This is a genomic window from Burkholderia singularis, assembly GCF_900176645.1.
GTDB lineage: Bacteria > Pseudomonadota > Gammaproteobacteria > Burkholderiales > Burkholderiaceae > Burkholderia > Burkholderia singularis.
On record NZ_FXAN01000033.1, the window covers coordinates 79,011 to 102,641 of the forward strand.

Genomic DNA, 23,631 nt, shown 5'->3' on the forward strand with positions numbered 1-23,631 from the left:
CTTGTTCTTGCGGCCACCCCACGGGCAACCGCCTCGTTCATCCGGCTTGCCAGCCGAACCCGGCTCAGTGCAAGCCGGCGATGTAATCGGCCACAGCCTTGAGTTCGCCATCTGTCAGCTTCAGCGCGATCTGATGCATCGGCTCGTTGTTGCGCGTGCCCTGTTGGAACGCGCTCAACTGCGCAACCGTGTATTCTGCCCACTGTCCCGACAACCGCGGATACTGGATCGGCATGCCCTGACCGGCCGGACCATGACAGCTCGCACATGCGGGCACGCCCTTCTCCGCGATGCCGCCGCGATAGATCTTCTGCCCCAGCGCGACCGTCGCCGCATTGCGCGCCGCGCCCGGCTTCGGCTGCTGCGCGCCGTAATACGCGGCAACATTGCGTGCGTCCTGGTCGTTCAGCGCGGCCGCGAAACCGGCCATCACGGAGTTGACGCGCGCCGGCCCCTTCGCGCCCGGCTGCGTCTTGAAATCGCCCAATTGCTTGACCAGATACTCGGGATGCTGGCCGGCCAGCTTCGGAAACGAACCCGTTGCGCTGTTGCCGTCCGCACCGTGGCACGCGGCGCACACCTGTGCCGCGATCGCCTTGCCGCGGTCGAGATCCGGCTTTGCCGCATCCGCCGCTTTTGCCTCCGCCATGAAACCAACGAGCGCTGCTACTGAAAACTGAAGCACTGCCGAAAACTTGCTCAGTCGATTCATTCGCACACCTTGTCTCTTGTGGGAATTGTGATGTTCTGCAGAAAACGACGGCGCCCAGTCTACCGTAGAAAGCGCGCGATGCGGCTTCTCGCTGGCTGCGGCAAAGGCACCGTATTGTACAATACCCCGATGAAAGTCCCGACGCCCATCCGGGCTAACCTCGGGGCTCCCGCCTTCACCGCGCCGCCTGGCGCCGCCCGTCGCCGTCCTTCTCATGGCCTTCTTGCTCCATCAAGCCCGCTTCTTCACGACCGTCAACCATCTGCGCGATCTGCCGCCGACCGCGCAGCCGGAAGTCGCCTTCGCGGGCCGCTCCAATGCCGGCAAATCGACGGCGATCAATGTACTTTGCAATCAGAAGCGGCTCGCTTTCGCGTCGAAGACGCCCGGACGCACGCAGCACATCAACTATTTCTCGGTCGGCCCGCAAGCCGCGCCCGTCGCCAACCTCGTCGATCTGCCAGGCTACGGCTACGCCGAAGTGCCGGGAGCTGCGAAGGCGCACTGGGAACAGCTCCTGTCGACGTATCTGCAAACCCGCTCGCAGCTTTGCGGAATGATTCTGATGATGGATTCGCGCCGGCCGCTCACCGAACTCGATCAACGGATGATCGAATGGTTCGCGCCGACCGGTAAGCCGATTCACACGCTGCTGACGAAATGCGACAAATTGACGCGGCAGGAGAGCATCAATGCGCTGCGTGCAACGCAAAAGAGCCTCGACGCTTATCGCGACGCCGGGTACGCGGGCAAGCTGAGCGTGCAGCTCTTCTCGGCGCTCAAACGCACCGGCCTCGACGACGCGCACGCACTGATCGAAAGCTGGGTGCGACCTGCAGACGCGGACGCAAATCGCGCCAATGAAGCAAAATAACCGCTACGCGATGCATTCCGCTCACGTCCCGAACTCGGCGGACAGCCTGCACAATTCGTGCGGCGCATAAAAAAACCCGCCGTTCAACGGCGGGTTAAACAGCCTAATCGAATAACGACAGGCACCCGCTCAGGGAGGAGAAGCGGGGAGCATTGCGCGATATGCACTTTGCCCGATCGCTATCATATACCAATGCCTCAAAAATTGACCAAAGGAAACCGAAAGCTTCCTCGGTCCCACATCGCCCCATTTCGTCTGATCCAGCCATGAGCATCCATCCTTTACACCGCCCGCGCCGCATGCGCCGTGACGAATTCTCGCGCCGCCTGATGCGCGAAAACCTCGTCACCACGAACGATCTGATCTATCCCGTGTTCGTCGTCGAAGGCACGAACGTGCGCCAGCCGGTGCCGTCGATGCCGGGCGTCGAGCGCGTGTCAGTGGATTTGCTGATGGGCGTCGCCGAGCAGTGCGTCGAGCTTGGCGTGCCCGTGCTGTCGTTATTTCCGGCCATCGAGCCGTCGCTGAAGACGCCCGATGGCCGCGAAGCGACCAATCCGGAAGGCTTGATTCCACGCGCCGTGCGCGAGCTGAAACGCCGCTTTCCCGAACTTGGCGTGCTGACCGACGTCGCACTCGATCCGTACACGAGCCACGGCCAGGACGGCGTGCTCGACGAGTCCGGCTACGTGCTCAACGATGAAACGCTCGAGATCCTCATCGAACAGGCGCGTGCGCAAGCACAGGCCGGCGTTGACATCGTCGCGCCGTCGGACATGATGGATGGCCGCATCGGCGCGATTCGCGAGATGCTCGAAAGCGATGGCCATATCCATACGCGAATCATGGCGTATTCGGCCAAGTATGCGTCCGCGTTCTACGGCCCGTTCCGCGACGCGGTCGGCTCTGCATCGAATCTCGGCAAAAGCAACAAGATGACCTACCAGATGGACCCGGCCAATAGCGACGAGGCGCTGCGCGAAGTGCGGCTCGACATCGAAGAAGGCGCGGACATGGTAATGGTAAAGCCCGGCATGCCTTATCTCGATATCGTGCGTCGCGTGAAGGACGAGTTCCGGTTCCCGACTTACGTCTATCAAGTCAGCGGCGAATACGCGATGCTGAAAGCCGCGGCGCAGAACGGCTGGCTCGATCATGACAAGGTCGTGCTCGAATCGCTGCTCGCGTTCAAGCGCGCCGGCGCGGACGGCATCCTCACGTATTTCGCGCTCGACGCCGCGCGGCTGCTGCGCGCGCAGCGGTAACAGGCTCGAGCGTCTGCGCGCTGCGCACCTAGCGGCGCGCTGGAATGCGAAAACGGCGACGCGTCGGCTCAACGAGCGTCGCCGTTTTTTATATTCGGCTCACCATCGATCGCGCGACAAACGCGCGCACCTGCAACGGACGCAGCATCAGCCATGCTTGCGCCGCGCGACAGCTCATGGCGGCAATCGCAACGCCCGGCGCGCGCCGCGCTCGCACATCAAGCAGCCGGCGACGTCGGCGGCAACGACATGCGCTCCAGACTGCGCAAAAATCGCTCGGCAGACTGATAGCCGACCACCCGCCCGCGCTCCTGCCCGCCATCGAATACGATGATGCCCGGCGGCCCGAACAGCTCGAAGCGCTTGAGTAACGCCTGGTCATCCGCGCTGTTCGCCGTGACGTCCGCGCGCACGAGGCGCATTTGCGCGAGCCGCGCCTGAACGCGCGGATCGGTGAACGTCAGATGCTCCATCTCCTTGCAGCTCACGCACCAGTCCGCGTAAAAATCGAGCATCACGGGCTGCGCCGATGTTTTCAGAACCTCGTCGAGTTCGGCGACCGAACGTACCGGCGCGAACGCCGGCCCTTCATGCCCGGTCGCGGCAGCCGCCGAGCCGATCGGCGCACCGCGCGACGCGAGCACCGCGAGCGGGCGCAGCGGGTCGGTCGAACCGGCCGCGAGGCCGACGATGAGCGTCGCGGCCCAAATCGCGAGCGCGGCCCCCAGTCCGCGCCCCAAACGCCGCCACACCGAAGATCCGCCCGCATGCGGCGTAAACAGGCCCAGCGCGGCCGCGGCAATCAGCAGCCACAACGCGGCAAGACCGAGACGCGCCGCGCCATTGAGCACCGGCCAGACGATCCACAACGCCGCGGCAAGCAGCACGACGCCGAAGAACACTTTGACACCGTCCATCCACGCACCCGCGCGGGGCAGCAGCGTACCGGCGCCGACGCCGATCACGAGCAACGGCACGCCGAGGCCAAGCCCCATCGAGAAGAGTGCCGCGCCGCCAAGAAACGCGTTGCCGGTATGCGCGATGAACGCGAGCACCGCGAACAGCGGCGCGGTCATGCATGCGCCGACGACGAGCGCCGACAGCGCGCCCATCGTCGCGACCGCCATGAAGCGCCCGCCCGAGCGGCGGCCGGACGCTTGTGCGGCGCCGTCCTGCCAACGCTGAGGCAACGCGATATCGATACCGCCGATCAGCAACAGCGCGAAAACGCTCAGCAGCAGCGCGAATGCGCCGAGCACCCACGGATTCTGCAGCCACGCGCCGAGACTTTGCCCGACGAGCGCCGCCGCGACACCGAGCGCGGTATAGACTAGCGCCATGCCGATCACATAAGTCAGCGACAGCGAAAACGCGCGCGCGCGCGTCACCCGCACGCCTTCGCCGACGATGATCGCCGACAGGATCGGAATCATCGGGTACGAGCACGGCAGCAGACTCAACACCATCCCGGCAACGAAATAAAGCGCGACGATCGTCAGGAATCCATGCCCCTCGAGCAGCGAGCGCGTATAGTCGGCGCTCGTCACGCGCTCATACCAACTCCCGCCATCCGCGCTTGCGCCGGCAGCAAGCGATGCGGCCGCAGTCGGGCCGGCAGCCGCGCCCCCAAGCGCCGCGCCTTCGATCCGCGCGACATGCACGGCGGGCGGATAGCAGATGCCTTCGTCCGCGCATCCTTGCGACGTCACCGCAAGCTCGAACGGCCCCGACGCCTGCTTGACCGGCACGTGAATCGTCAGATCGCCGCGATAGGTTTCGACCTCCTTCTGGAACGTCTGGTCGAACTTCACGTGACCAGCCGGCATCTGCGCTTCGCCGAGCGTAGCCGTGCCGCCTTTTACCTCGAACCCGAAACGCTCGCGATACAGGTAATAGCCGTCGGCGATCTTGAAATGCACGTCCACTTGCCCCGGCGCCTCGCTCGTGCTGAATTTGAAGGCGACCGCGGGATCGAGAAAATCATCGGCGGCGCGCGTCGCAAGCGGCGCGCCGAACAGCATGCCGAACCACGCCACGACGGCAAGCCATCCATGAATACGGGAGCGCAGGGTGTTAAGCGAAGAACGATTAAACATGAAATAGCCGCTGAGTTTCGTTGGCAACCCACTCGCCATAAGACGCGGACGCCGTTGCCTGCCAAGATACGATCTCGGGAACATCGTAAGGATGACGGGACTGAATGAAGCGCTCGAGTTCCAGCGCGCGCACGGCGCTCGTCTTGAACAGCAACTGGATTTCGTCGGCCGTCTCAACCTTGCCTTGCCAATGGTAGCGCGATCGAATCGCGCCCAGTTCGGACACGCACGCGGCAAGCCGCGCCGCCAGCGCGCCGTCCGCAAGCGCGCGGGCGACTTGCGCATCGGGCACCGTCGTCAACATCAGGACGATCACCATTGGCGCCTCCGTGACTGTGTTGAAAACCTCATATCGTATCGCACGCAGCGAAAGCGCGTGAATGCCGTCTCGCGTGAATCGGTGCGCAAAACCGGCGGCCCAAACAAAAAGGGCCAAGCCTTCGCTTGACCCTTGATGCGATGTTGCCGAAACGGCTTATTCAGCTTCCTGAACGTTTTCCGTTTCCTCGACTTCCGGACGATCGAGCAGTTCGACGAGCGCCATCGGTGCATTGTCGCCGACGCGGAAACCGAACTTCAGGATGCGCAGATAGCCGCCCGGACGGTTCGCGTAGCGCGGGCCCAGCACGTCGAACAGCTTCGTGACGGAATCGCGGTCGCGCAGGCGATTGAACGCGAGGCGGCGGTTCGCGAGCGACGGCTTCTTGCCGAGCGTGATCAGCGGCTCGACGACCTTACGAAGTTCCTTTGCCTTCGGCAACGTGGTCTTGATGACTTCGTGCTCGATCAGCGAGTTGGACATGTTACGGAGCATAGCCAGGCGATGGCTGCTCGTGCGGTTCAGTTTCCGCAAACCATGACGGTGACGCATTTCAGTTTCCTTGATTCAAAGTTTTGATCCAGCTCTTCTATCGCTTGGCGGCATTGCGCGCTGCACGGGCCGGTATGAAAAAAGCAAGATGCGGATTTTAAAGGAAAATCCGCATCTTTGCCAGTTGCGGCAAGCGCCGCGCCTACTTACTTGTCGAGACCGGCCGGCGGCCAGTTCTCAAGCTTCATGCCCAGCGTGAGACCGCGCGAAGCCAGCACTTCCTTGATCTCGTTGAGCGACTTGCGGCCGAGATTCGGCGTCTTCAGCAACTCGTTTTCGGTGCGCTGGATCAGATCGCCGATGTAATAAATATTCTCGGCCTTCAGGCAGTTCGCCGAACGCACGGTCAGCTCGAGATCGTCGACCGGACGCAGCAGGATCGGATCGATCTGCGGCGCGCGCGACGGCGCCTCGGCAGCCGTTTCCGTGCCTTCCAGCGCAGCGAACACCGACAACTGATCGACGAGAATGCGCGCCGATTGACGGATCGCCTCTTCCGGCGTGATCACGCCGGACGTCTCGATGTTCATCACGAGCTTGTCGAGATCGGTACGCTGCTCGACCCGCGCGCTTTCGACGGCGTAGCTCACGCGACGAACCGGGGAGAACGACGCATCAAGCACGATACGGCCGATGATCTTCGCGGTTTCGTCGCCATAGCGGCGCACGTTGCCCGGCACATAACCGCGGCCCTTCTCGACCTTGATCTGCACGTCGAGCTTGCCGCCCTTCGACAGATGCGCGATCACATGATTCGGGTTGATCACTTCGCAATCGTGCGCCAACTCGATGTCGCCGGCCGTCACGACGCCTTCGCCTTCCTTGCGCAGCGTCACCGTGACTTCGTCGCGGTTGTGCAGCTTGAACACCACGCCCTTCAGGTTCAGCAGCAGGTTGACGACGTCCTCTTGCACACCATCGAGCGTCGAGTACTCGTGCACGACACCAGCGATCGTCACTTCGGTCGGCGCATAGCCGATCATCGACGACAGCAGCACACGGCGGAGCGCATTGCCCAAGGTATGGCCGTAACCGCGCTCGAACGGCTCCATGACCACTTTCGCATGGTTCTCGCCCAGCGATTCCACGGCGATGATCTTGGGTTTCAACAAACTGGTTTGCATAGGTTTTCCTTTTCAATACCCTCGGCTCGTTACACCGATAAGGCTGACCGGTAACAACCTGAAAATGAACAGCCGAGGCCCTGCCTTGCTAAACGCAATCGGCAGGAAGCCTCGGCTCTCAAACGGATTAACGCGAATACAATTCGACGATCAGGCTTTCGTTGATGTCGCCGGCGATATCGGCGCGCTCCGGCACTTGCTTGAACGTGCCTTCAAATTTCTTCGCATCGACTGCGACCCAGCTCGGCAGACCGCCTTGCTCGGCGAGCGACAGCGCTTCGACGATACGCGCCTGCTTCTTCGCTTTTTCACGGATCGCGATCACGTCGCCGACCTTCACTTGCTGCGACGGAACATTCGCGACGATGCCGTTGACCGTGATCGCCTTGTGGCTCACGAGCTGACGCGCTTCAGCGCGGGTCGAGCCGAAGCCCATCCGGTACACGACGTTGTCGAGACGCGATTCGAGCAATTGCAGCAGGGTTTCACCCGTGTTGCCCTTGCGGCGGTCGGCTTCAGCGAAGTAACGGCGGAACTGGCGCTCCAGCACGCCATAGATACGCTTGACCTTCTGCTTTTCACGCAGCTGCGTGCCATAGTCCGACGTGCGCGCGCCGGACGTGCGGCCATGCTGGCCCGGCTTGCTGTCGAGCTTGCACTTGTCGGCGAGCGAGCGGCGAGCGCTCTTCAGGAACAGGTCGGTGCCTTCACGGCGAGACAGCTTGGCTTTGGGGCCGATATAACGTGCCACTTTGCATTCCTCTATCTATCAGTCACGCGGATTTCCATCCGCGCTAGTTCGCTCCCTTTGGGGCGAACGGTGGGCTTAGTCAATCAAATGCGCAAACTGCGCATTAAAACAGCACCGCCCGTCGGCGCAATGCGGCGACAGGCAATGCGCGGACGCATCGGTTAGATGCGACGACGCTTCGGCGGACGGCAGCCGTTGTGCGGAATCGGGGTGACATCCGAAATCGCGGTGATCTTGATGCCGAGGCCATGCAGCGCACGCACTGCCGACTCACGGCCCGGGCCGGGGCCCTTGATCCGGACTTCGAGATTCTTCACGCCGTATTCCATCGCGACACGGCCAGCCGATTCGGCTGCAACCTGTGCTGCGAAAGGCGTCGACTTGCGCGAGCCCTTGAAGCCCTGGCCGCCCGACGTCGCCCATGCCAGCGCGTTGCCCTGGCGATCGGTGATCGTGATGATCGTGTTGTTGAACGACGCGTGAACGTGCACCACGCCTTCAGCAACGTTCTTCTTGACCTTCTTGCGAACGCGTTGCGCCGCGGAGTTGGAAGCCTTAGCCATTACGTTTTCCTGTCTCTATCAGTGCCGCTTACTTCTTCAGCGCTTGCGCTGCGCGACGCGGACCCTTGCGAGTACGAGCGTTCGTGCGCGTGCGCTGGCCGCGCATCGGCAGGCCCTTGCGGTGACGAACGCCGCGGTAGCAGCCAAGATCCATCAGGCGCTTGATGTTCATCGTCACTTCACGGCGCAGATCGCCTTCGACGACAAACTTGCCCACTTCTTCACGCAGCTTTTCGAGATCTGCGTCGGTCAGGTCCTTGACCTTCTTCGAGAATTCGACGCCAGCTGCCACGCAGATGCTGCGCGAGCGCGTGCGGCCGATACCAAAGATCGCCGTCAAGCCGATCTCGGTATGCTGGTGATTCGGGATGTTAACCCCTGCGATACGAGCCATTGTTTTTCCTCAAACAAAAAGCGCAAACAAACGCGCAGTCAGCCTTGGCGCTGCTTGTGACGCGGATCCGAGCTGCAGATCACGCGAACCACGCCTTTGCGCTTGATGATCTTGCAATTGCGGCAAATGCGCTTAACCGATGCCATCACTTTCATGATATTACCCTTTTTACAAATCACTTCGCCCGGAACACGATCCGCGCACGCGACAGATCGTAAGGCGTCAATTCAACCGTCACCTTGTCGCCAGGAAGGATGCGGATGTAGTGCATCCGCATCTTTCCGGAGATATGCCCCAATACGACATGGCCGTTTTCCAGCTTCACCCGGAAGGTCGCATTCGGAAGGTTTTCGATCACCTCACCCTGCATCTGGATTACATCGTCTTTGGCCATAAGTCCTTTTTAACGCATTGGGATATTGCCGCCCTTGAAATTGGCTTTCTTGAGCAGCGATTCATACTGTTGCGACATAACGTACGACTGCACCTGCGCCATGAAGTCCATCGTGACGACGACAATGATCAGCAGCGACGTTCCACCAAAATAAAACGGCACGTTCCAGCGCAGCACCAGAAATTCCGGCAGCAGGCACACGAAGACGATGTAGATCGCACCGGCCAGCGTCAGACGCGTGAGAATCCGATCGATGTACCGCGCGGTCTGATCGCCCGGACGGATGCCCGGCACGAACGCCCCGCTCTTCTTCAGGTTGTCCGCGGTTTCCCTGCTGTTGAACACCAGCGCGGTGTAGAAGAAGCAGAAAAACACGATTGCCAGCGTGTACAACAGCACATACACCGGTTGCCCGGGCTTCAGCGCCTCTGCCACGTTGTGCAGCGTATCCGACAGCCAGCTCTTGCGCTCGCCCGAGCTGAACCAGCTCAGGATCGTCGCCGGGAACAGGATGATCGACGACGCGAAGATCGGCGGAATCACACCCGACATGTTCAACTTCAACGGCAGATGCGACGACTGTCCACCGTAGATCTTGTTGCCGACCTGGCGTTTCGCGTAGTTCACGAGAATCTTGCGCTGACCGCGTTCGATGAACACGACCAGGTAAGTCACCGCGGCAATCAGAACGACGATGATGATCGCCGAAATGATGCTCATCGAACCCGTGCGCACCAGTTCGAACAACCCACCGACGGCATTCGGGAACCCTGCTGCGATCCCGCCGAAGATGATGATCGAAATGCCGTTGCCCAGGCCGCGCTCAGTGATCTGCTCGCCGAGCCACATCAGGAACATCGTGCCCGTCACCAACGTAACGACCGTCGTCAGTCGGAACACCATGCCCGGCTCGGTCACGAGCCCCGGCTGGTTCTCCAGCGCGGCGGCGATGCCGAATGCCTGGAACGTCGCGAGCACCACGGTGAAATACCGTGTGTACTGCGTGATTTTCCGCTGCCCGGCCTGCCCTTCCTTCTTCAACGCTTCGAGCTGCGGCGATACGATCGCCATCAGCTGCATGATGATCGACGCCGAGATATACGGCATGATCCCCAGTGCGAAGATCGTGAAACGCGACAGCGCGCCACCCGAGAACATGTTGAACATGCCCAGGATGCCGCCCGCCTGGCTCTGGAACAGCTTGGCCAGTTGATCCGGATCGATGCCCGGCACCGGAATATGCGCGCCGATGCGATAGACGATCAGCGCCAGCAGCAAAAACATTGCTCGCCGGCGCAGATCGCCGAACTTCGCCGTGCTTCGACCGGGTTTTGCGAGACTCGGGCTGTTAGCCAAGTATCTTCTCCGATGCAAATGCTAGTGACGGCACGCGTTGCGCGTCACTCGGCAAACGAACCGCCAGCTGCTTCGATCGCAGCGCGCGCACCCTTCGTCGCACCGAGACCCTTGACGACGATCTTGCGCTTGATTTCGCCCGTCGCAATGATCTTCGCGCTCTTCGTCAGTTCGCCGACCAGGCCAGCTTGCTTCAGCGCCAGCAGATCGACTTCGTCGACCGGCAGCTTTTCCAGGTCCACGAGGCGTACTTCACCAACGAATTCCTTCGTCAGCGACGTGAAGCCGCGCTTGGGCAGACGACGCTGCAGCGGCATCTGACCGCCTTCGAAGCCAACCTTGTGGAAGCCGCCCGAACGCGATTTCTGACCCTTATGACCACGGCCGGCCGTCTTACCGAGGCCCGAACCGATGCCGCGGCCAACGCGACGCTTAGCGTGCTTCGCGCCTTCTGCCGGCTTCAGGTTATTCAATTCCATATCAACTCCTTGATCCGTAGTCGGCCGCTTAACCGATGACCTTCACGAGGTACGAGACCTTGTTGATCATCCCGCGCACCGCCGGCGTATCCTGCAGCTCGCTGACCGAGTTGAGACGGCGCAGACCGAGACCGCGCACAGTCGCACGGTGCGATTCGCGAGTCCCGATCAGGCTCTTGACGAGCTGAACCTTGACAGTTTTTTCAGACATGGTGACCACCTGGGCTTAGCCCAAAATTTCTTCGACGGACTTGCCGCGCTTCGCCGCGATGTCGGCCGGGGTCGACTGCTTGCGCAGGCCGTCCAGCGTCGCACGGACGAGGTTGTACGGATTCGTCGAGCCGTGGCTCTTCGCGACGACGTTTTGCACGCCCATCACGTCAAATACCGCGCGCATCGGACCGCCGGCGATCACGCCGGTACCGTCCTTCGCCGGAGCGAGGAGGACCGTCGATGCGCCATGCTTGCCGTGCACTTCATGTTGCAGCGTGCCGTTCTTCAACGGCACCTTGAACATGTTGCGGCGAGCCTGCTCCATCGCCTTCTGGACAGCGACCGGCACTTCCTTCGCCTTGCCCTTGCCCATGCCGACGCGGCCGTCACCATCGCCAACCACGGTCAGCGCAGCGAAGCCGAGAATCCGGCCACCCTTCACGACCTTGGTCACGCGATTGACCGAAATCATTTTTTCGCGAAGGCCGTCGTCGCGCTCGTCAGCCTGAACTTTCGCTTGCATCTTTGCCATGACGAATTCCTTCCTTAGAACTTGAGCCCGGCTTCGCGAGCTGCCTCAGCCAGCGCCTTCACGCGGCCGTGGTAGCGGAAGCCCGAGCGGTCGAAGGCGACGGATTCGATGCCGGCGGCCTTGGCCTTTTCGGCGATACGCTTGCCGATGAGCGTCGCGGCGGCGACGTTGCCACCCTTGCCCGACTTGTCCGCAAGCTCTGCGCGCACTTCAGCTTCCAGCGTCGACGCGCTTGCGAGCACCTTGGTGCCGCACGGCGAGAACACTTGAGCGTAGATGTGCGTATTCGTGCGATGCACGGCGAGACGCGCGACCTGCAACTCGGCGATCTTGATACGCGTCTGGCGAGCGCGGCGCAGGCGAGATTGAGTCTTATCCATGATTGCGCACCCTTACTTCTTCTTCGTTTCTTTGAGGATCACAACCTCGTCGGCATAGCGCACGCCCTTGCCCTTGTACGGCTCGGGCGGACGGTAGCCGCGAACTTCCGCAGCCACTTGGCCGACTTTCTGCTTGTCGATCCCCTTGATCACGATTTCGGTTTGCGTCGGAGTTTCAGCCTTCACGCCTTCCGGCATCTGGTGCACCACCGGATGCGAGAAACCCAGCGACAGATTCAGCTTGTCGCCCTGCGCTTGCGCACGATAACCGACGCCGACGAGCGCCAGCTTGCGCTCGAAACCCTTCGTTACGCCGTGCACCATGTTCGCGATGATCGCGCGCATCGTGCCCGACATTGCATTCGCCTCACGGCTTTCGTCGACCGGTTCGATCTTCAGAAAACCGCCGTCGACGACGACCTTAACCAGCTTGCTCAGGCGCTGCGAAATCGTGCCGAGCGCGCCCTTCACGGTGATGAGGTCGTCGCTAATTTTCACTTCCGCGCCGTTGAGCGCGATCGGGCTTTTACCTACTCGAGACATATTCCTCTCTCCTTTCGGTTAAGCGACGTAGCAGATGACTTCGCCGCCGACGCCCGTAGCACGTGCCTTGCGGTCGGTCATCACGCCCTTCGGCGTCGACACGATAGCCACGCCGAGGCCGTTCATGACCTGCGGAATCTCGTTGCGGCCGCGGTACACGCGCAGACCCGGCTTCGACACGCGCTCGAGGCGCTCGATCACCGGACGGCCCGCGTAATACTTCAGCGCGATGTTCAGTTCTGCCTTCGCGCCATCCGCCTTCACGGCGAAGTCGTCGATATAACCTTCGTCCTTCAGGACCTGCGCGATCGCAACCTTGACCTTCGACGAGGGCATCGACACCGAAACCTTCTCGACCATCTGCGCGTTGCGGATGCGAGTCAGCATATCGGCGATAGGATCACTCATGCTCATTTACGTTTCTCCTATTACCAGCTCGCCTTGGTCAGGCCAGGAATCTCGCCACGGAACGCGATTTCACGAATCTTGTTGCGCGCGAGGCCGAATTTGCGGAACGTGCCACGCGGACGGCCCGTAATCGCGCAGCGATTGCGCTTGCGGGTCGGGTTTGCATTGCGCGGCAGTTGCTGCAGTTCCAGACGAGCGGCATAGCGCTCTTCCTCGGACTTGCTCGCGTCGTCGATGATCGCTTTCAGTGCCGCGCGCTTCGGCGCGTACTTTTGCGCCAGACGAGCGCGCTTCTTTTCACGTTCGATCAGTGCCAGTTTAGCCACGGTAACCTCAGTTTCTGAACGGGAACTTGAAGCTGGCGAGCAGAGCCTTCGCTTCTTCGTCGGTCTTCGCGGTCGTCGTGATGCTGATGTTCAGCCCACGCAGCGCGTCGATCTTGTCGTAATCGATTTCGGGGAAAATGATCTGCTCTTTCACACCGATGTTGTAGTTGCCGCGACCATCGAAAGCACGGCCCGACACGCCACGGAAATCGCGCACGCGGGGCAGTGCGACCGTCACGAAACGGTCCAGGAATTCGTACATCGCGCGGCCGCGCAGCGTCACCATTGCGCCGATCGGATAGCCCTGGCGAATCTTGAAGCCGGCGATTGCCTTACGAGCCTTCGTCACGACCGGCTTCTGGCCCGCGATCTTCGTCAGATCGCCAACGGCATTCTCGATGACCTTCTTGTCGGCAACCGCTTCGCCAAGACCCATGTTCAGGGTGATCTTGGTGATGCGCGGCACTTCCATGACCGACTTGTAGCCGAACTTCTCGATCAGGCCGGGAACAACCTTCTCTTTGTAAAACTCTTGAAAACGTGCCATTTTTCTACTCCGCAGCGTCAGGCGCTCAGCACGGCACCGGTCGTCTTCAGGAAACGGACCTTCTTGCCGTCCTCGACCTTGATGCCAACACGCGAAGCCTTGCCGTTCGCGTCGACCAATGCGACGTTCGAGATATGCAGCGGCATCGTCTTCGCTTCCACGCCGCCCGTCGTACCCTTCATCGGGTTCGGCTTCACATGCTTCTTGACGAGGTTGACACCCTCGACCGTCACATGCTCGGCGCCGACTGCCAGCACGACGCCGCGCTTGCCCTTATCCTTGCCGGTGATGACGACAACTTCGTCACCCTTGCGAATCTTGTTCATCGCGACTCCTTACAGCACTTCCGGCGCCAGCGACACGATCTTCATGAATCGTTCGCTACGCAGCTCACGCGTGACGGGCCCGAAGATACGGGTGCCGATCGGCTCGAGCTTGTTATTCAAAAGCACAGCGGCGTTGCCGTCGAACTTGATCAGCGAGCCGTCTTGACGACGCACGCCCTTGGCGGTGCGGACCACCACGGCGTTGTAGATTTCGCCTTTCTTCACACGCCCGCGCGGCGTTGCCTCTTTGACGCTCACCTTGATGATGTCGCCAATGCTGGCATAACGACGCTTCGAGCCGCCGAGCACCTTGATGCACATGACTTCACGCGCACCCGTGTTGTCGGCCACTTCAAGCCGAGTTTCGGTCTGGATCATGGTTTGTCTTTCCCAACTTAATCCGGATGCACCACCATGGCGCATACGGTCAGTCTTGGTCCCGTCAGCCAATCGGCTGCTTGGGTTGGAACAGCAGCGACGGCAAACGAAACCCGCCATCGCAAATTCGGTGATTCTTTCGGAGCAGGCAGGACGCCAGTCCGCTTCCCCCACCAGTACCTCGCCCGCGACGGGGCTCCCACAAGAGGGAAGACCGGGATTATAACAAATAATCCCGGCCACGCAAGCAAAAACTTTGCGATTTCAAGCACTTCTCGTCGAAGTGCCTGTTACGGCCTGCCCGCTTAGATCACGCGGGCTGCCTCGACAAGGCGCGCCACCGTCCAAGCTTTCGTCTTCGAAACAGGACGGGTTTCCTGGATTTCGACGAGATCGCCTTCGTTGTAGGTGTTCGCTTCGTCATGCGCATGGTACTTCTTCGAGCGCACGACATACTTGCCGTAGATCGGGTGCTTCACGCGGTGCTCGACCAGCACGGTGACGGTCTTGTCCATCTTGTTGCTGACGACCTTACCGACGAGCGTCCGCTTCAGCGAGGTTTTCACGCTATCGTTCATTTCTGGTTCGCCTTCTGAGTCAGGACGGTCCGCACACGTGCGATGTCGCGACGAACCTTCTTCAGTTGGCTCGTGTTCGTGAGCTGCTGGGTCGCGAGTTGCATGCGCAGGCCGAATTGCGCCTTCAGCAGGTCCGCCAGCTCCTTGTTGAGCGCGGCCTGGTCTTTCTGGAGAAGTTCGGAAGCCTTCATGTTTTCTCCTTAGGCGCCGAGCTGACGCACGATGAACGTCGTCTTCAGCGGCAGCTTCGCTGCAGCCAGACGGAACGCTTCGCGTGCCAGTTCTTCGGATACGCCGTCCATTTCATACAGCATCTTGCCCGGCTGAATCTCGGCGACGTAGTACTCCGGGTTACCCTTACCGTTACCCATCCGTACTTCGGCCGGCTTCTGCGAAATCGGCTTGTCCGGGAAAATGCGAATCCAGATGCGGCCGCCACGCTTGATGTGACGCGTCATGGCACGACGCGCCGCTTCAATTTGACGCGCGGTCAAACGGCCGCGACCGATCGCCTTCAGGCCGAACTCACCGAACGACACCGCGTTGCCGCGCGTCGCCTTGCCGGTGTTACGACCCTTCTGCTCTTTGCGATACTTCCTGCGTTTCGGTTGCAGCATCGTTATTCTCCAGTCTTGCCGTCTTCCGGCTTGCCGGCGCCACGGCGCGGGCCGCCACGGCGGGCGCCCGGAGCGCCGCCTTCGCCGTCACGGCGCGGACGACGATCGCCCGGGCGCGCGTTGCGACGCGGACGCTTGTCTTCGGTCACTTCCTCGACCACCGGTGCATCGTTGCGGCCGAGCGTGTCACCCTTGTACACCCACACCTTGACGCCGATGATCCCGTAAGTCGTCTTCGCTTCCGATGTCGCGTAATCGATATCGGCGCGCAGCGTATGCAGCGGCACGCGGCCTTCGCGATACCACTCGGTACGTGCGATTTCGATACCGTTCAGACGGCCGGCGCTCATGATCTTGATGCCCTGCGCACCCAGACGCATCGCGTTCTGCATCGCGCGCTTCATCGCGCGACGGAACATGATCCGGCGCTCGAGCTGCTGCGTGATCGAATCGGCGATGAGCTGCGCATCGGTTTCCGGCTTGCGGATCTCTTCGATGTTGACGTGAACCGGCACGCCCATGCGGCGCTGCAGTTCCGTCTTCAACAGTTCGATATCCTCGCCCTTCTTACCGATGACGACGCCCGGACGCGAGCTGAAAATCGTGATGCGCGCGTTCTTCGCCGGACGCTCGATGACGACGCGGCCGACCGAAGCGTTCTTCAGCTTCTTCTTCAGGTATTCACGAACACCGATGTCTTCCTGCAACATCGCCGCGAAATTGTTGTTGTTCGCGTACCAACGCGACGCCCAATTGCGGCTGACGGCCAAACGGAAGCCAGTCGGATGAATTTTCTGTCCCATCGTATGACCCCTTAATTCCCGACCGTCACAGTGATGTGACAGGATTGCTTCTCAATGCGGTTGCCGCGGCCTTTCGCGCGCGCGGTGAATCGCTTGAGCGACGCAGCCTTGTCGACGTAGATGCTCTTGATCTTGAGCTCGTCGATATCGGCGCCTTCGTTGTGCTCCGCATTCGCGATCGCCGACAGCACGACCTTCTTCACGATGCCTGCCGCCTTCTTCGGCGAGAACGTCAGAACGTTCAGCGCCTTGTCGACCGGCAAACCGCGGATCTGGTCAGCCACAAGGCGCGTTTTCTGCGCCGAGATGCGGGCACCGCGATGAATTGCTTTCACTTCCATCTTGATTGCCCCTTATTTCTTGGCCTTCTTGTCGGCCGCGTGACCCTTGAACGTACGGGTCAGTGCGAACTCGCCAAGCTTGTGGCCGACCATGTTTTCCGAGATGTACACCGGAACGTGTTGACGGCCGTTATGAACGGCGATCGTCAGGCCGATGAAATCCGGGAGGATCGTCGAGCGACGCGACCAGGTCTTGATCGGCTTCTTGTCGCGCGAAGCTGCAGCCGCCTCAACTTTCTTCAGCAAATGGGCGTCGCAGAACGGACCTTTTTTAACAGAACGTGCCATTGCCTACTCCTTAACGCTTGTGACGGCGCTGGACGATCATCGTCGTCGTGCGCTTGTTGCGACGCGTACGGAAGCCCTTCGTCGGCGTGCCCCACGGGCTCACCGGGTCGCGGCCCGCAGCAGTACGGCCTTCACCACCACCGTGCGGGTGGTCGATCGGGTTCATGGCCACGCCACGCACCGTCGGACGGATACCGCGCCAGCGGTTCGCACCGGCCTTGCCGATCTGGCGCAGGCTGTGCTCTTCGTTACCGACTTCACCGATCGTTGCACGGCACTCGATGTGCACGCGGCGGATTTCGCCCGAACGCAGACGAACCTGCGCGTACACGCCTTCGCGCGCCAGCAGCATCGCCGACGTACCGGCCGAACGCGCCATTTGCGCGCCCTTGCCCGGCAGCATTTCGATGCAATGGATCGTCGTACCGACCGGAATGTTGCGGATCGGCAGCGTGTTACCCACACGGATCGGCGCTTCCGAGCCCGACAGCAGCTGCTGGCCTACCGTCACGCCCTTCGGCGCGATGATGTAGCGGCGCTCGCCGTCTGCGTACAGCACCAGCGCGATGTTCGCGCTGCGGTTCGGGTCGTACTCGAGACGTTCGACCTTCGCCGGAATGCCGTCCTTCGTGCGACGGAAATCGATCACCCGGTAGTGGTGCTTATGGCCACCACCCTGATGACGCGTCGTGATGCGGCCATTGTTGTTGCGGCCAGCCTTGGAACTCTGCGTATCGAGCAGCGCCGCGTGCGGCTTGCCCTTGTGCAGATCCTTGTTGACCACCTTGACCATCGCGCGGCGACCCGGCGATGTCGGCTTGACTTTGACGATTGCCATGATTACTTGGCCTCCGCTTCAAAGTTGATTTCCTGGCCGGGCTTCAGGCACACGTATGCCTTCTTCACGTCCTTGCGGCGGCCCATCGAACGGCCGAAGCGCTTTTGCTTGCCCTTCTGAACCAGCACGTTGACGGAATCAACTTCAACCTTGAACAGCAGCTCGACGGCCGCCTTCACTTCCTGCTTCGTGGCATCCGGCGCGACTTCGAACACGACTTGCTCGTTCTTGTCGGCAACCAGCGTCGCCTTTTCGGAAATCACCGGTGCGAGCAGGACCTGCATCAAACGATGATCGTTCTTGCGAATCTCGCTCATGACAGCAACTCCTCGATCTGGGCGACCGCAGCCTTCGTGACCAACACTTTCTTGAAGTAGATCAGCGACAGCGGGTCAGCGTAGCGCGGCTCGACAACCGCCACGTTCGGCAGGTTGCGCGACGCGAGGTACAGGTTTTCGTCGACCGTGTCGGTAATGATCAACACGGAATCGAGGCCCATGGCCTTGAATTTGTCGGCCAGCAGCTTGGTCTTCGGCGCCTCGAGGACGATATCCTCGACGACCGACAGACGGCCTTCGCGGGCCAACTGCGAGAAGATCGAGCAGAGGCCTGCGCGATGCATCTTCTTGTTGACCTTGTGCGAGAAGTTTTCTTCCGGCGAGTTCGGGAAGATACGGCCACCGCCACGCCACAGCGGGCTCGACGACATACCGGCACGAGCGCGGCCCGTACCCTTCTGGCGCCACGGCTTCTTGGTCGTGTGCTTGACCTGCTCGCGGTCCTTCTGCGCGCGGTTGCCCTGGCGAGCGTTCGCCTGGTAAGCGACGACGATCTGGTGGATCAGCGCTTCGTTGTAGTCGCGGCCAAACACGACGTCCGACGCATTGACTGCCGCACCTTCCTGACCATTCGCATTCAGGAGCTTGAGTTCCATTATTTCGCCCCCTTCGTCTTGACGGCCGGCGTCACGAACACCTTGCCGCCCTTCGCGCCCGGCACCGCACCCTTGACGAGCAGCAGTTTGCGCTCTGCATCGATACGGGCGATTTCGAGGTTCTGCACCGTCACCGTCTCGTCACCCATGTGACCCGTCATGCGCTTGCCCGGAAACACGCGACCCGGATCCTGCGCCATACCGATCGAGCCCGGAACGTTGTGCGAACGCGAGTTACCGTGCGATGCACGGCCGGAACCGAAGTTGTAGCGCTTGATCGTGCCCGCGTAGCCCTTACCGATCGACACGCCTTGCACGTCGACCTTCTGGCCCACTTCAAAGAGATCGGGACCAATCACGGCGCCGTTCGACAACTCGGCAGCCTTGTCGGCTTCGATGCGGAATTCCTTGAGGATTTCACCGGCTTCAACGCCGGCTTTGGCGAGATGACCTGCCAACGGCTTCGTCACACGCGACGCACGGCGCGTGCCGAATGCAACCTGCACGGCCGTGTAGCCGTCGGTTTCAACAGTCTTGATCTGCGTCACGCGGTTGTCCGACACGTCGAGCACGGTGACGGGAATCGAATCCCCTTCAGCCGTGAAGATACGGGTCATGCCAACCTTGCGACCTACGAGTCCAAGGCTCATCGTTTTCTCCATTCCCGACTGCGATTGGTCGGGGCTAATTTACAAAACGCCGGGCTTGCGACGAAATCGCCCGCACCGGCTTTTTACGCAAATACGCGAAAAGCCTTGCATTATAGCGAGGCCTTTCGTTTTCCGCAAGCAATCAAAGACTTAGCGCGACCTACGGGGGCAGATCACGCCGGCAGCCTTGTAGCGAGCTGTTACGCGCGCCTTATTGCAGCTTGATTTCCACGTCGACGCCTGCCGGCAGGTCGAGCTTCATCAGCGCGTCGACCGTCTTGTCGGTCGGATCGACGATGTCCATCAAGCGCTGGTGGGTGCGAATTTCGAGCTGATCGCGCGACGTCTTGTTCACGTGCGGCGAGCGGAGGATATCGAAGCGCTGAATACGCGTCGGCAGGGGCACGGGGCCACGAACGATCGCGCCGGTCCGCTTCGCCGTATCGACGATCTCGGCTGCCGATTGATCGATCAGGCGATAGTCGAAAGCCTTCAGACGGATGCGGATTTTTTGCTGCTGCATGGCGATTCCTTCAAAAGAGCGAGGCGATATTGCATCGCCGGATCAAAAAAGAACGTGGGGCCGGGCATCCGCGGAGAGCGGGCGCCCGGCCCCGGGCGCTGAATATTACTACAAACTACGCAAGACCGCCGAGCTTACTCGATGATTTTGGCGACGACGCCTGCGCCGACGGTACGGCCGCCTTCACGGATCGCGAAGCGCAGACCTTCTTCCATCGCGATCGGCGCGATCAGCTTCACCGTGATCGACACGTTGTCGCCCGGCATCACCATTTCCTTGCCCTTCGGCAGCTCGATCGAGCCCGTCACGTCCGTCGTACGGAAGTAGAACTGCGGACGGTAGTTGTTGAAGAACGGCGTGTGACGGCCGCCTTCGTCCTTGCTCAGCACGTACACTTCCGCCGTGAAGTGCGTGTGCGGCGTGATCGAACCCGGCTTGGCCAGAACCTGGCCGCGCTCCACGTCCTCACGCTTCGTGCCGCGCAGCAGGATACCGACGTTGTCGCCTGCCTGACCCTGGTCCAGCAGCTTGCGGAACATTTCCACGCCCGTGCAGGTCGTCTTCGCCGTCGGCTTGATACCGACGATTTCGATTTCCTCGCCAACCTTGATCACGCCACGCTCGACACGACCCGTCACCACCGTACCCCGACCCGAGATCGAGAACACGTCTTCCACCGGCATCAGGAACGTACCGTCCACCGCGCGCTCCGGCGTCGGGATGTACGTGTCCAGCGCGTCGGCCAGGTTCATGATCGCCGTTTCGCCCAGCTCGCCCTTGTCGCCTTCCAGCGCCAGCTTCGCCGAACCCTTGATGATCGGCGTGTCGTCGCCCGGGAAGTCGTACTTCGACAGCAGCTCGCGCACTTCCATTTCGACCAGCTCGAGCAGCTCGGCGTCGTCGACCATGTCGCACTTGTTCAGGAACACGATGATGTACGGCACGCCAACCTGACGCGCCAGCAGGATGTGCTCACGCGTTTGCGGCATCGGGCCGTCCGCGGCCGAGCACACCAGGATCGCGCCGTCCATCTGCGCCGCACCCGTGATCATGTTCTTCACGTAGTCGGCGTGGCCCGGGCAGTCAACGTGCGCGTAGTGGCGGTTTGCCGTTTCGTACTCGATGTGCGCCGTGTTGATCGTGATACCGCGCGCCTTTTCTTCCGGCGCCGCGTCGATTTCGTCGTACTTCTTCGCTTCGCCGCCGAACTTCGACGACAGAACCGTCGCGATCGCCGCCGTCAGCGTCGTCTTGCCGTGGTCAACGTGACCAATCGTTCCTACGTTCACGTGCGGCTTGGTCCGCTCGAATTTCTCTTTTGCCATGACTCTCTTCTTTCAAAAATAAGCGGTTGGGAGATGCAGCTTTACTTCGACTTCGCGCTGATGATCGCGTCGGCGACGTTCTTAGGAGCTTCAGCGTAGTGCTTGAACTCCATCGTGTACGTCGCACGGCCTTGCGTCAGCGAGCGCAGCGACGTCGAATAACCGAACATTTCCGACAGCGGCACTTCGGCGCGCACGATCTTGCCACCGCCGACCATGTCTTCCATGCCCTGCACGATGCCGCGACGGCCCGACAAGTCACCCATCACGTTGCCCATGTACTCTTCCGGAGTTTCTACTTCGACCGCCATCATCGGCTCGAGCAACACCGGATTCGCACGACGCATGGCTTCCTTGAACGCCATCGAACCGGCCATGCGGAACGCGTTTTCGTTCGAGTCAACGTCGTGGTACGAACCGAACGTCAGGTGGACCTTCACGTCGACGACCGGGAAGCCCGCCAGAATGCCGCTCTTCAGCGTGTCCTGGATGCCCTTGTCGACCGCCGGAATGTATTCACGCGGAATCACGCCGCCCTTGATCTCGTCGAGGAACTCGTAACCCTTGCCCTGCTCGTGCGGCTCGAGCGTAATGACCGCATGGCCATACTGACCGCGGCCGCCCGACTGCTTGACGAACTTGCCTTCGACGTCCTTCGCCGTCGAACGGATCGTTTCGCGATACGCGACCTGCGGCTTGCCGACGGTTGCTTCGACGCCGAATTCGCGCTTCATCCGGTCGACCAGAATTTCGAGGTGGAGCTCGCCCATGCCCGAAATGATCGTCTGGCCCGATTCTTCATCGGTCTGCACGCGGAACGACGGGTCTTCCTGCGCGAGACGGTTCAGCGCGAGGCCCATCTTTTCCTGGTCGGCCTTCGTCTTCGGCTCGACGGCCTGCGAGATCACCGGCTCCGGGAACACCATGCGCTCGAGCACGATCGGATGCGCGGGATCGCACAGCGTGTCGCCCGTGGTCGCTTCCTTCAGGCCGACCGCGGCAGCGATATCGCCGGCGCGGACTTCCTTGATTTCCTCACGGTTGTTCGCGTGCATCTGCAGAATACGGCCGAGGCGCTCCTTCTTGCCCTTGGTCGAGTTCAGCACCGTGTCGCCCGAATTGACGACGCCGGAGTACACGCGGAAGAAGATCAGCTGGCCGACGAACGGGTCGGTCATGATCTTGAACGCGAGCGACGAGAACTTCTCGTCGTCCGACGCCTGGCGCTCGGCGGTTTCGCCGTTGTCCAGTTCGCCCTTGACCGGCGGAATGTCGACCGGCGACGGCAGGAAGTCGATCACGGCGTCGAGCATGCGCTGCACGCCCTTGTTCTTGAACGCGGTACCGCACAGCATCGGCTGGATTTCGCACGCGATCGTCCGGTCGCGCAGCGCCTTGACGATGTCGGCTTCCGGCAGATCGCCTTCTTCCAGGTACTTGTTCATCAGGTCTTCGTTGGCTTCCGCAGCCGCCTCGACCATCTTTTCACGCCATTCCTGGCAGGTTTCGGCGAGTTCGGCCGGGATGTCGACGTAGTCGAACTTCGTACCTTGCGACGCTTCGTCCCAAATGATCGCCTTCATCTTCAGCAGATCGACGACGCCCTTGAAATTCTCTTCCGCGCCGATCGGCACCACGACCGGAACCGGGTTTGCCTTCAGGCGCAGCTTGAGCTGGTCGTAGACCTTGAAGAAGTTCGCGCCGGTACGGTCCATCTTGTTGACGAACGCGAGACGCGGCACGCCGTACTTGTTGGCTTGGCGCCACACCGTTTCCGATTGCGGCTGCACGCCGCCCACCGCGCAGTACACCATGCACGCGCCGTCGAGCACGCGCATCGAGCGCTCCACTTCGATCGTGAAGTCGACGTGCCCCGGCGTATCGATGATGTTGATGCGGTGTTCCGGATAATTGCCGCCCATGCCCTTCCAGAACGCCGTGGTAGCAGCGGACGTGATCGTGATGCCACGCTCCTGTTCCTGCTCCATCCAGTCCATCGTCGCCGCACCGTCGTGAACTTCACCAATCTTGTGGTTCACGCCGGTGTAAAACAGAATGCGCTCGGTCGTCGTCGTTTTGCCGGCGTCGATGTGAGCGCTAATACCGATGTTGCGGTAGCGCTCGATGGGAGTCTTACGAGCCACTTTGATCCTCTATTGGGTTGGCGCGATGCGACCCTTGCATACACGTCGCAGCACGCCT

36 protein-coding genes are annotated in these 23,631 nt (G+C 61.2%); 2 read left to right on the forward strand and 34 right to left on the reverse strand.

Features of this window, described 5'->3' with window-relative positions; all coding sequences use genetic code 11:
• Window positions 1-64: 64 nt before the first annotated feature.
• Window positions 65-712, reverse strand: coding sequence for a c-type cytochrome (locus BSIN_RS03575; protein ID WP_089339528.1), 648 nt, complete (start codon window positions 710-712; stop codon window positions 65-67).
• A gap of 214 nt (window positions 713-926) precedes the next feature.
• Here BSIN_RS03575 and yihA point away from each other — a divergent pair, with 214 nt between their 5' ends.
• Together yihA and hemB are read left to right on the forward strand one after the other, a co-directional pair.
• Window positions 927-1,586, forward strand: coding sequence for a ribosome biogenesis GTP-binding protein YihA/YsxC (gene yihA / locus BSIN_RS03580; protein WP_089339529.1), 660 nt, complete (start codon window positions 927-929; stop codon window positions 1,584-1,586).
• Window positions 1,587-1,852: 266 nt separating this feature from the next.
• Window positions 1,853-2,851 carry a porphobilinogen synthase gene (gene hemB / locus BSIN_RS03585; protein WP_069233660.1) on the forward strand — a complete coding sequence of 333 codons (999 nt, stop codon included), beginning with the start codon at window positions 1,853-1,855 and terminating at the stop codon, window positions 2,849-2,851.
• Between the two features lie 218 nt (window positions 2,852-3,069).
• Here hemB and dsbD read toward each other — a convergent pair whose 3' ends face one another.
• The 33 genes from dsbD to fusA all read right to left on the reverse strand — a co-directional run bounded on the left by dsbD (window position 3,070) and on the right by fusA (window position 23,573).
• Window positions 3,070-4,947: a protein-disulfide reductase DsbD gene (gene dsbD, locus BSIN_RS03590; RefSeq protein WP_089339530.1), complete on the reverse strand. Its 1,878-nt coding sequence runs from the start codon at window positions 4,945-4,947 to the stop codon at window positions 3,070-3,072.
• Window positions 4,940-5,266, reverse strand: a complete 327-nt coding sequence (gene cutA, locus BSIN_RS03595) for a divalent-cation tolerance protein CutA (protein ID WP_089339531.1) — start codon at window positions 5,264-5,266, stop codon at window positions 4,940-4,942. Before cutA ends, dsbD begins: the two co-directional genes overlap by 8 nt.
• A 156-nt stretch (window positions 5,267-5,422) precedes the next feature.
• Complete coding sequence (gene rplQ / locus BSIN_RS03600) at window positions 5,423-5,818, reverse strand: 50S ribosomal protein L17 (RefSeq protein WP_059512433.1); 396 nt, start codon at window positions 5,816-5,818, stop codon at window positions 5,423-5,425.
• 146 nt (window positions 5,819-5,964) lie between these two features.
• Complete coding sequence (locus tag BSIN_RS03605) at window positions 5,965-6,942, reverse strand: DNA-directed RNA polymerase subunit alpha (protein ID WP_059512434.1); 978 nt, start codon at window positions 6,940-6,942, stop codon at window positions 5,965-5,967.
• 127 nt (window positions 6,943-7,069) lie between these two features.
• Entirely contained in the window at window positions 7,070-7,693 is a 624-nt protein-coding gene (rpsD, locus tag BSIN_RS03610; protein ID WP_059512435.1) for a 30S ribosomal protein S4, read from the reverse strand.
• 161 nt (window positions 7,694-7,854) lie between these two features.
• Complete coding sequence (gene rpsK / locus BSIN_RS03615; RefSeq protein WP_010106947.1) at window positions 7,855-8,256, reverse strand: 30S ribosomal protein S11; 402 nt, start codon at window positions 8,254-8,256, stop codon at window positions 7,855-7,857.
• Between the two features lie 28 nt (window positions 8,257-8,284).
• Window positions 8,285-8,650 carry a 30S ribosomal protein S13 gene (gene rpsM, locus BSIN_RS03620; RefSeq protein ID WP_059512436.1) on the reverse strand — a complete coding sequence of 122 codons (366 nt, stop codon included), beginning with the start codon at window positions 8,648-8,650 and terminating at the stop codon, window positions 8,285-8,287.
• A 38-nt stretch (window positions 8,651-8,688) separates the two neighbouring features.
• A complete protein-coding gene (gene rpmJ, locus BSIN_RS03625; RefSeq protein WP_004199844.1) occupies window positions 8,689-8,805 on the reverse strand; it encodes a 50S ribosomal protein L36 in 117 nt (38 codons plus the stop codon).
• A gap of 20 nt (window positions 8,806-8,825) precedes the next feature.
• Window positions 8,826-9,044 (reverse strand): translation initiation factor IF-1, encoded by a 219-nt coding sequence (gene infA, locus BSIN_RS03630; protein ID WP_004521905.1) that lies wholly within the window; start codon window positions 9,042-9,044, stop codon window positions 8,826-8,828.
• Between the two features lie 9 nt (window positions 9,045-9,053).
• Entirely contained in the window at window positions 9,054-10,400 is a 1,347-nt protein-coding gene (gene secY / locus BSIN_RS03635) for a preprotein translocase subunit SecY (RefSeq protein WP_059570935.1), read from the reverse strand.
• A gap of 44 nt (window positions 10,401-10,444) precedes the next feature.
• Window positions 10,445-10,879, reverse strand: coding sequence for a 50S ribosomal protein L15 (rplO, locus tag BSIN_RS03640; RefSeq protein WP_059512438.1), 435 nt, complete (start codon window positions 10,877-10,879; stop codon window positions 10,445-10,447).
• Between the two features lie 28 nt (window positions 10,880-10,907).
• On the reverse strand, window positions 10,908-11,090 hold the full coding sequence (rpmD, locus tag BSIN_RS03645) for a 50S ribosomal protein L30 (RefSeq protein WP_004202755.1): 183 nt from the start codon (window positions 11,088-11,090) through the stop codon (window positions 10,908-10,910).
• A 15-nt stretch (window positions 11,091-11,105) separates the two neighbouring features.
• The gene (gene rpsE, locus BSIN_RS03650) at window positions 11,106-11,624 is read right to left on the reverse strand and encodes a 30S ribosomal protein S5 (protein ID WP_004197945.1); all 519 of its coding nucleotides are present in this window, start codon (window positions 11,622-11,624) and stop codon (window positions 11,106-11,108) included.
• 14 nt (window positions 11,625-11,638) lie between these two features.
• On the reverse strand, window positions 11,639-12,004 hold the full coding sequence (gene rplR / locus BSIN_RS03655; protein ID WP_006400645.1) for a 50S ribosomal protein L18: 366 nt from the start codon (window positions 12,002-12,004) through the stop codon (window positions 11,639-11,641).
• Window positions 12,005-12,016: 12 nt separating this feature from the next.
• Entirely contained in the window at window positions 12,017-12,547 is a 531-nt protein-coding gene (gene rplF, locus BSIN_RS03660) for a 50S ribosomal protein L6 (protein WP_009974367.1), read from the reverse strand.
• A gap of 18 nt (window positions 12,548-12,565) precedes the next feature.
• Complete coding sequence (gene rpsH, locus BSIN_RS03665; RefSeq protein ID WP_004185153.1) at window positions 12,566-12,961, reverse strand: 30S ribosomal protein S8; 396 nt, start codon at window positions 12,959-12,961, stop codon at window positions 12,566-12,568.
• Window positions 12,962-12,975: 14 nt separating this feature from the next.
• Window positions 12,976-13,281, reverse strand: a complete 306-nt coding sequence (rpsN, locus tag BSIN_RS03670; protein WP_059512439.1) for a 30S ribosomal protein S14 — start codon at window positions 13,279-13,281, stop codon at window positions 12,976-12,978.
• 7 nt (window positions 13,282-13,288) lie between these two features.
• Window positions 13,289-13,828, reverse strand: a complete 540-nt coding sequence (gene rplE / locus BSIN_RS03675; RefSeq protein WP_059512440.1) for a 50S ribosomal protein L5 — start codon at window positions 13,826-13,828, stop codon at window positions 13,289-13,291.
• Between the two features lie 17 nt (window positions 13,829-13,845).
• The gene (rplX, locus tag BSIN_RS03680) at window positions 13,846-14,154 is read right to left on the reverse strand and encodes a 50S ribosomal protein L24 (RefSeq protein WP_069233657.1); all 309 of its coding nucleotides are present in this window, start codon (window positions 14,152-14,154) and stop codon (window positions 13,846-13,848) included.
• A 9-nt stretch (window positions 14,155-14,163) separates the two neighbouring features.
• A complete protein-coding gene (gene rplN, locus BSIN_RS03685) occupies window positions 14,164-14,532 on the reverse strand; it encodes a 50S ribosomal protein L14 (RefSeq protein WP_038714987.1) in 369 nt (122 codons plus the stop codon).
• A 305-nt stretch (window positions 14,533-14,837) separates the two neighbouring features.
• Window positions 14,838-15,110 carry a 30S ribosomal protein S17 gene (rpsQ, locus tag BSIN_RS03690; protein WP_059512442.1) on the reverse strand — a complete coding sequence of 91 codons (273 nt, stop codon included), beginning with the start codon at window positions 15,108-15,110 and terminating at the stop codon, window positions 14,838-14,840.
• Window positions 15,107-15,301, reverse strand: coding sequence for a 50S ribosomal protein L29 (rpmC, locus tag BSIN_RS03695; protein WP_059512443.1), 195 nt, complete (start codon window positions 15,299-15,301; stop codon window positions 15,107-15,109). Before rpmC ends, rpsQ begins: the two co-directional genes overlap by 4 nt.
• 9 nt (window positions 15,302-15,310) lie before the next feature.
• Entirely contained in the window at window positions 15,311-15,727 is a 417-nt protein-coding gene (gene rplP, locus BSIN_RS03700; protein ID WP_040143049.1) for a 50S ribosomal protein L16, read from the reverse strand.
• A 2-nt stretch (window positions 15,728-15,729) separates the two neighbouring features.
• On the reverse strand, window positions 15,730-16,530 hold the full coding sequence (gene rpsC, locus BSIN_RS03705) for a 30S ribosomal protein S3 (RefSeq protein ID WP_004185240.1): 801 nt from the start codon (window positions 16,528-16,530) through the stop codon (window positions 15,730-15,732).
• 11 nt (window positions 16,531-16,541) lie between these two features.
• Window positions 16,542-16,871 carry a 50S ribosomal protein L22 gene (rplV, locus tag BSIN_RS03710; protein WP_004199272.1) on the reverse strand — a complete coding sequence of 110 codons (330 nt, stop codon included), beginning with the start codon at window positions 16,869-16,871 and terminating at the stop codon, window positions 16,542-16,544.
• A 12-nt stretch (window positions 16,872-16,883) separates the two neighbouring features.
• Window positions 16,884-17,159 (reverse strand): 30S ribosomal protein S19, encoded by a 276-nt coding sequence (gene rpsS / locus BSIN_RS03715; protein ID WP_004199273.1) that lies wholly within the window; start codon window positions 17,157-17,159, stop codon window positions 16,884-16,886.
• Between the two features lie 10 nt (window positions 17,160-17,169).
• Window positions 17,170-17,997, reverse strand: a complete 828-nt coding sequence (gene rplB, locus BSIN_RS03720; protein WP_059512444.1) for a 50S ribosomal protein L2 — start codon at window positions 17,995-17,997, stop codon at window positions 17,170-17,172.
• Between the two features lie 2 nt (window positions 17,998-17,999).
• On the reverse strand, window positions 18,000-18,314 hold the full coding sequence (gene rplW, locus BSIN_RS03725) for a 50S ribosomal protein L23 (RefSeq protein ID WP_004199275.1): 315 nt from the start codon (window positions 18,312-18,314) through the stop codon (window positions 18,000-18,002).
• Complete coding sequence (rplD, locus tag BSIN_RS03730) at window positions 18,311-18,931, reverse strand: 50S ribosomal protein L4 (RefSeq protein WP_059512445.1); 621 nt, start codon at window positions 18,929-18,931, stop codon at window positions 18,311-18,313. The genes rplW and rplD overlap by 4 nt, the downstream gene beginning before the upstream one ends.
• A complete protein-coding gene (rplC, locus tag BSIN_RS03735) occupies window positions 18,931-19,581 on the reverse strand; it encodes a 50S ribosomal protein L3 (protein WP_059512460.1) in 651 nt (216 codons plus the stop codon). Before rplC ends, rplD begins: the two co-directional genes overlap by 1 nt.
• Window positions 19,582-19,792: 211 nt before the next feature.
• Entirely contained in the window at window positions 19,793-20,104 is a 312-nt protein-coding gene (gene rpsJ, locus BSIN_RS03740; protein WP_004199280.1) for a 30S ribosomal protein S10, read from the reverse strand.
• 134 nt (window positions 20,105-20,238) lie between these two features.
• Window positions 20,239-21,429 (reverse strand): elongation factor Tu, encoded by a 1,191-nt coding sequence (gene tuf, locus BSIN_RS03745; RefSeq protein WP_089339532.1) that lies wholly within the window; start codon window positions 21,427-21,429, stop codon window positions 20,239-20,241.
• Between the two features lie 41 nt (window positions 21,430-21,470).
• A complete protein-coding gene (gene fusA, locus BSIN_RS03750; RefSeq protein WP_059519682.1) occupies window positions 21,471-23,573 on the reverse strand; it encodes an elongation factor G in 2,103 nt (700 codons plus the stop codon).
• Window positions 23,574-23,631: the final 58 nt, after the last annotated feature.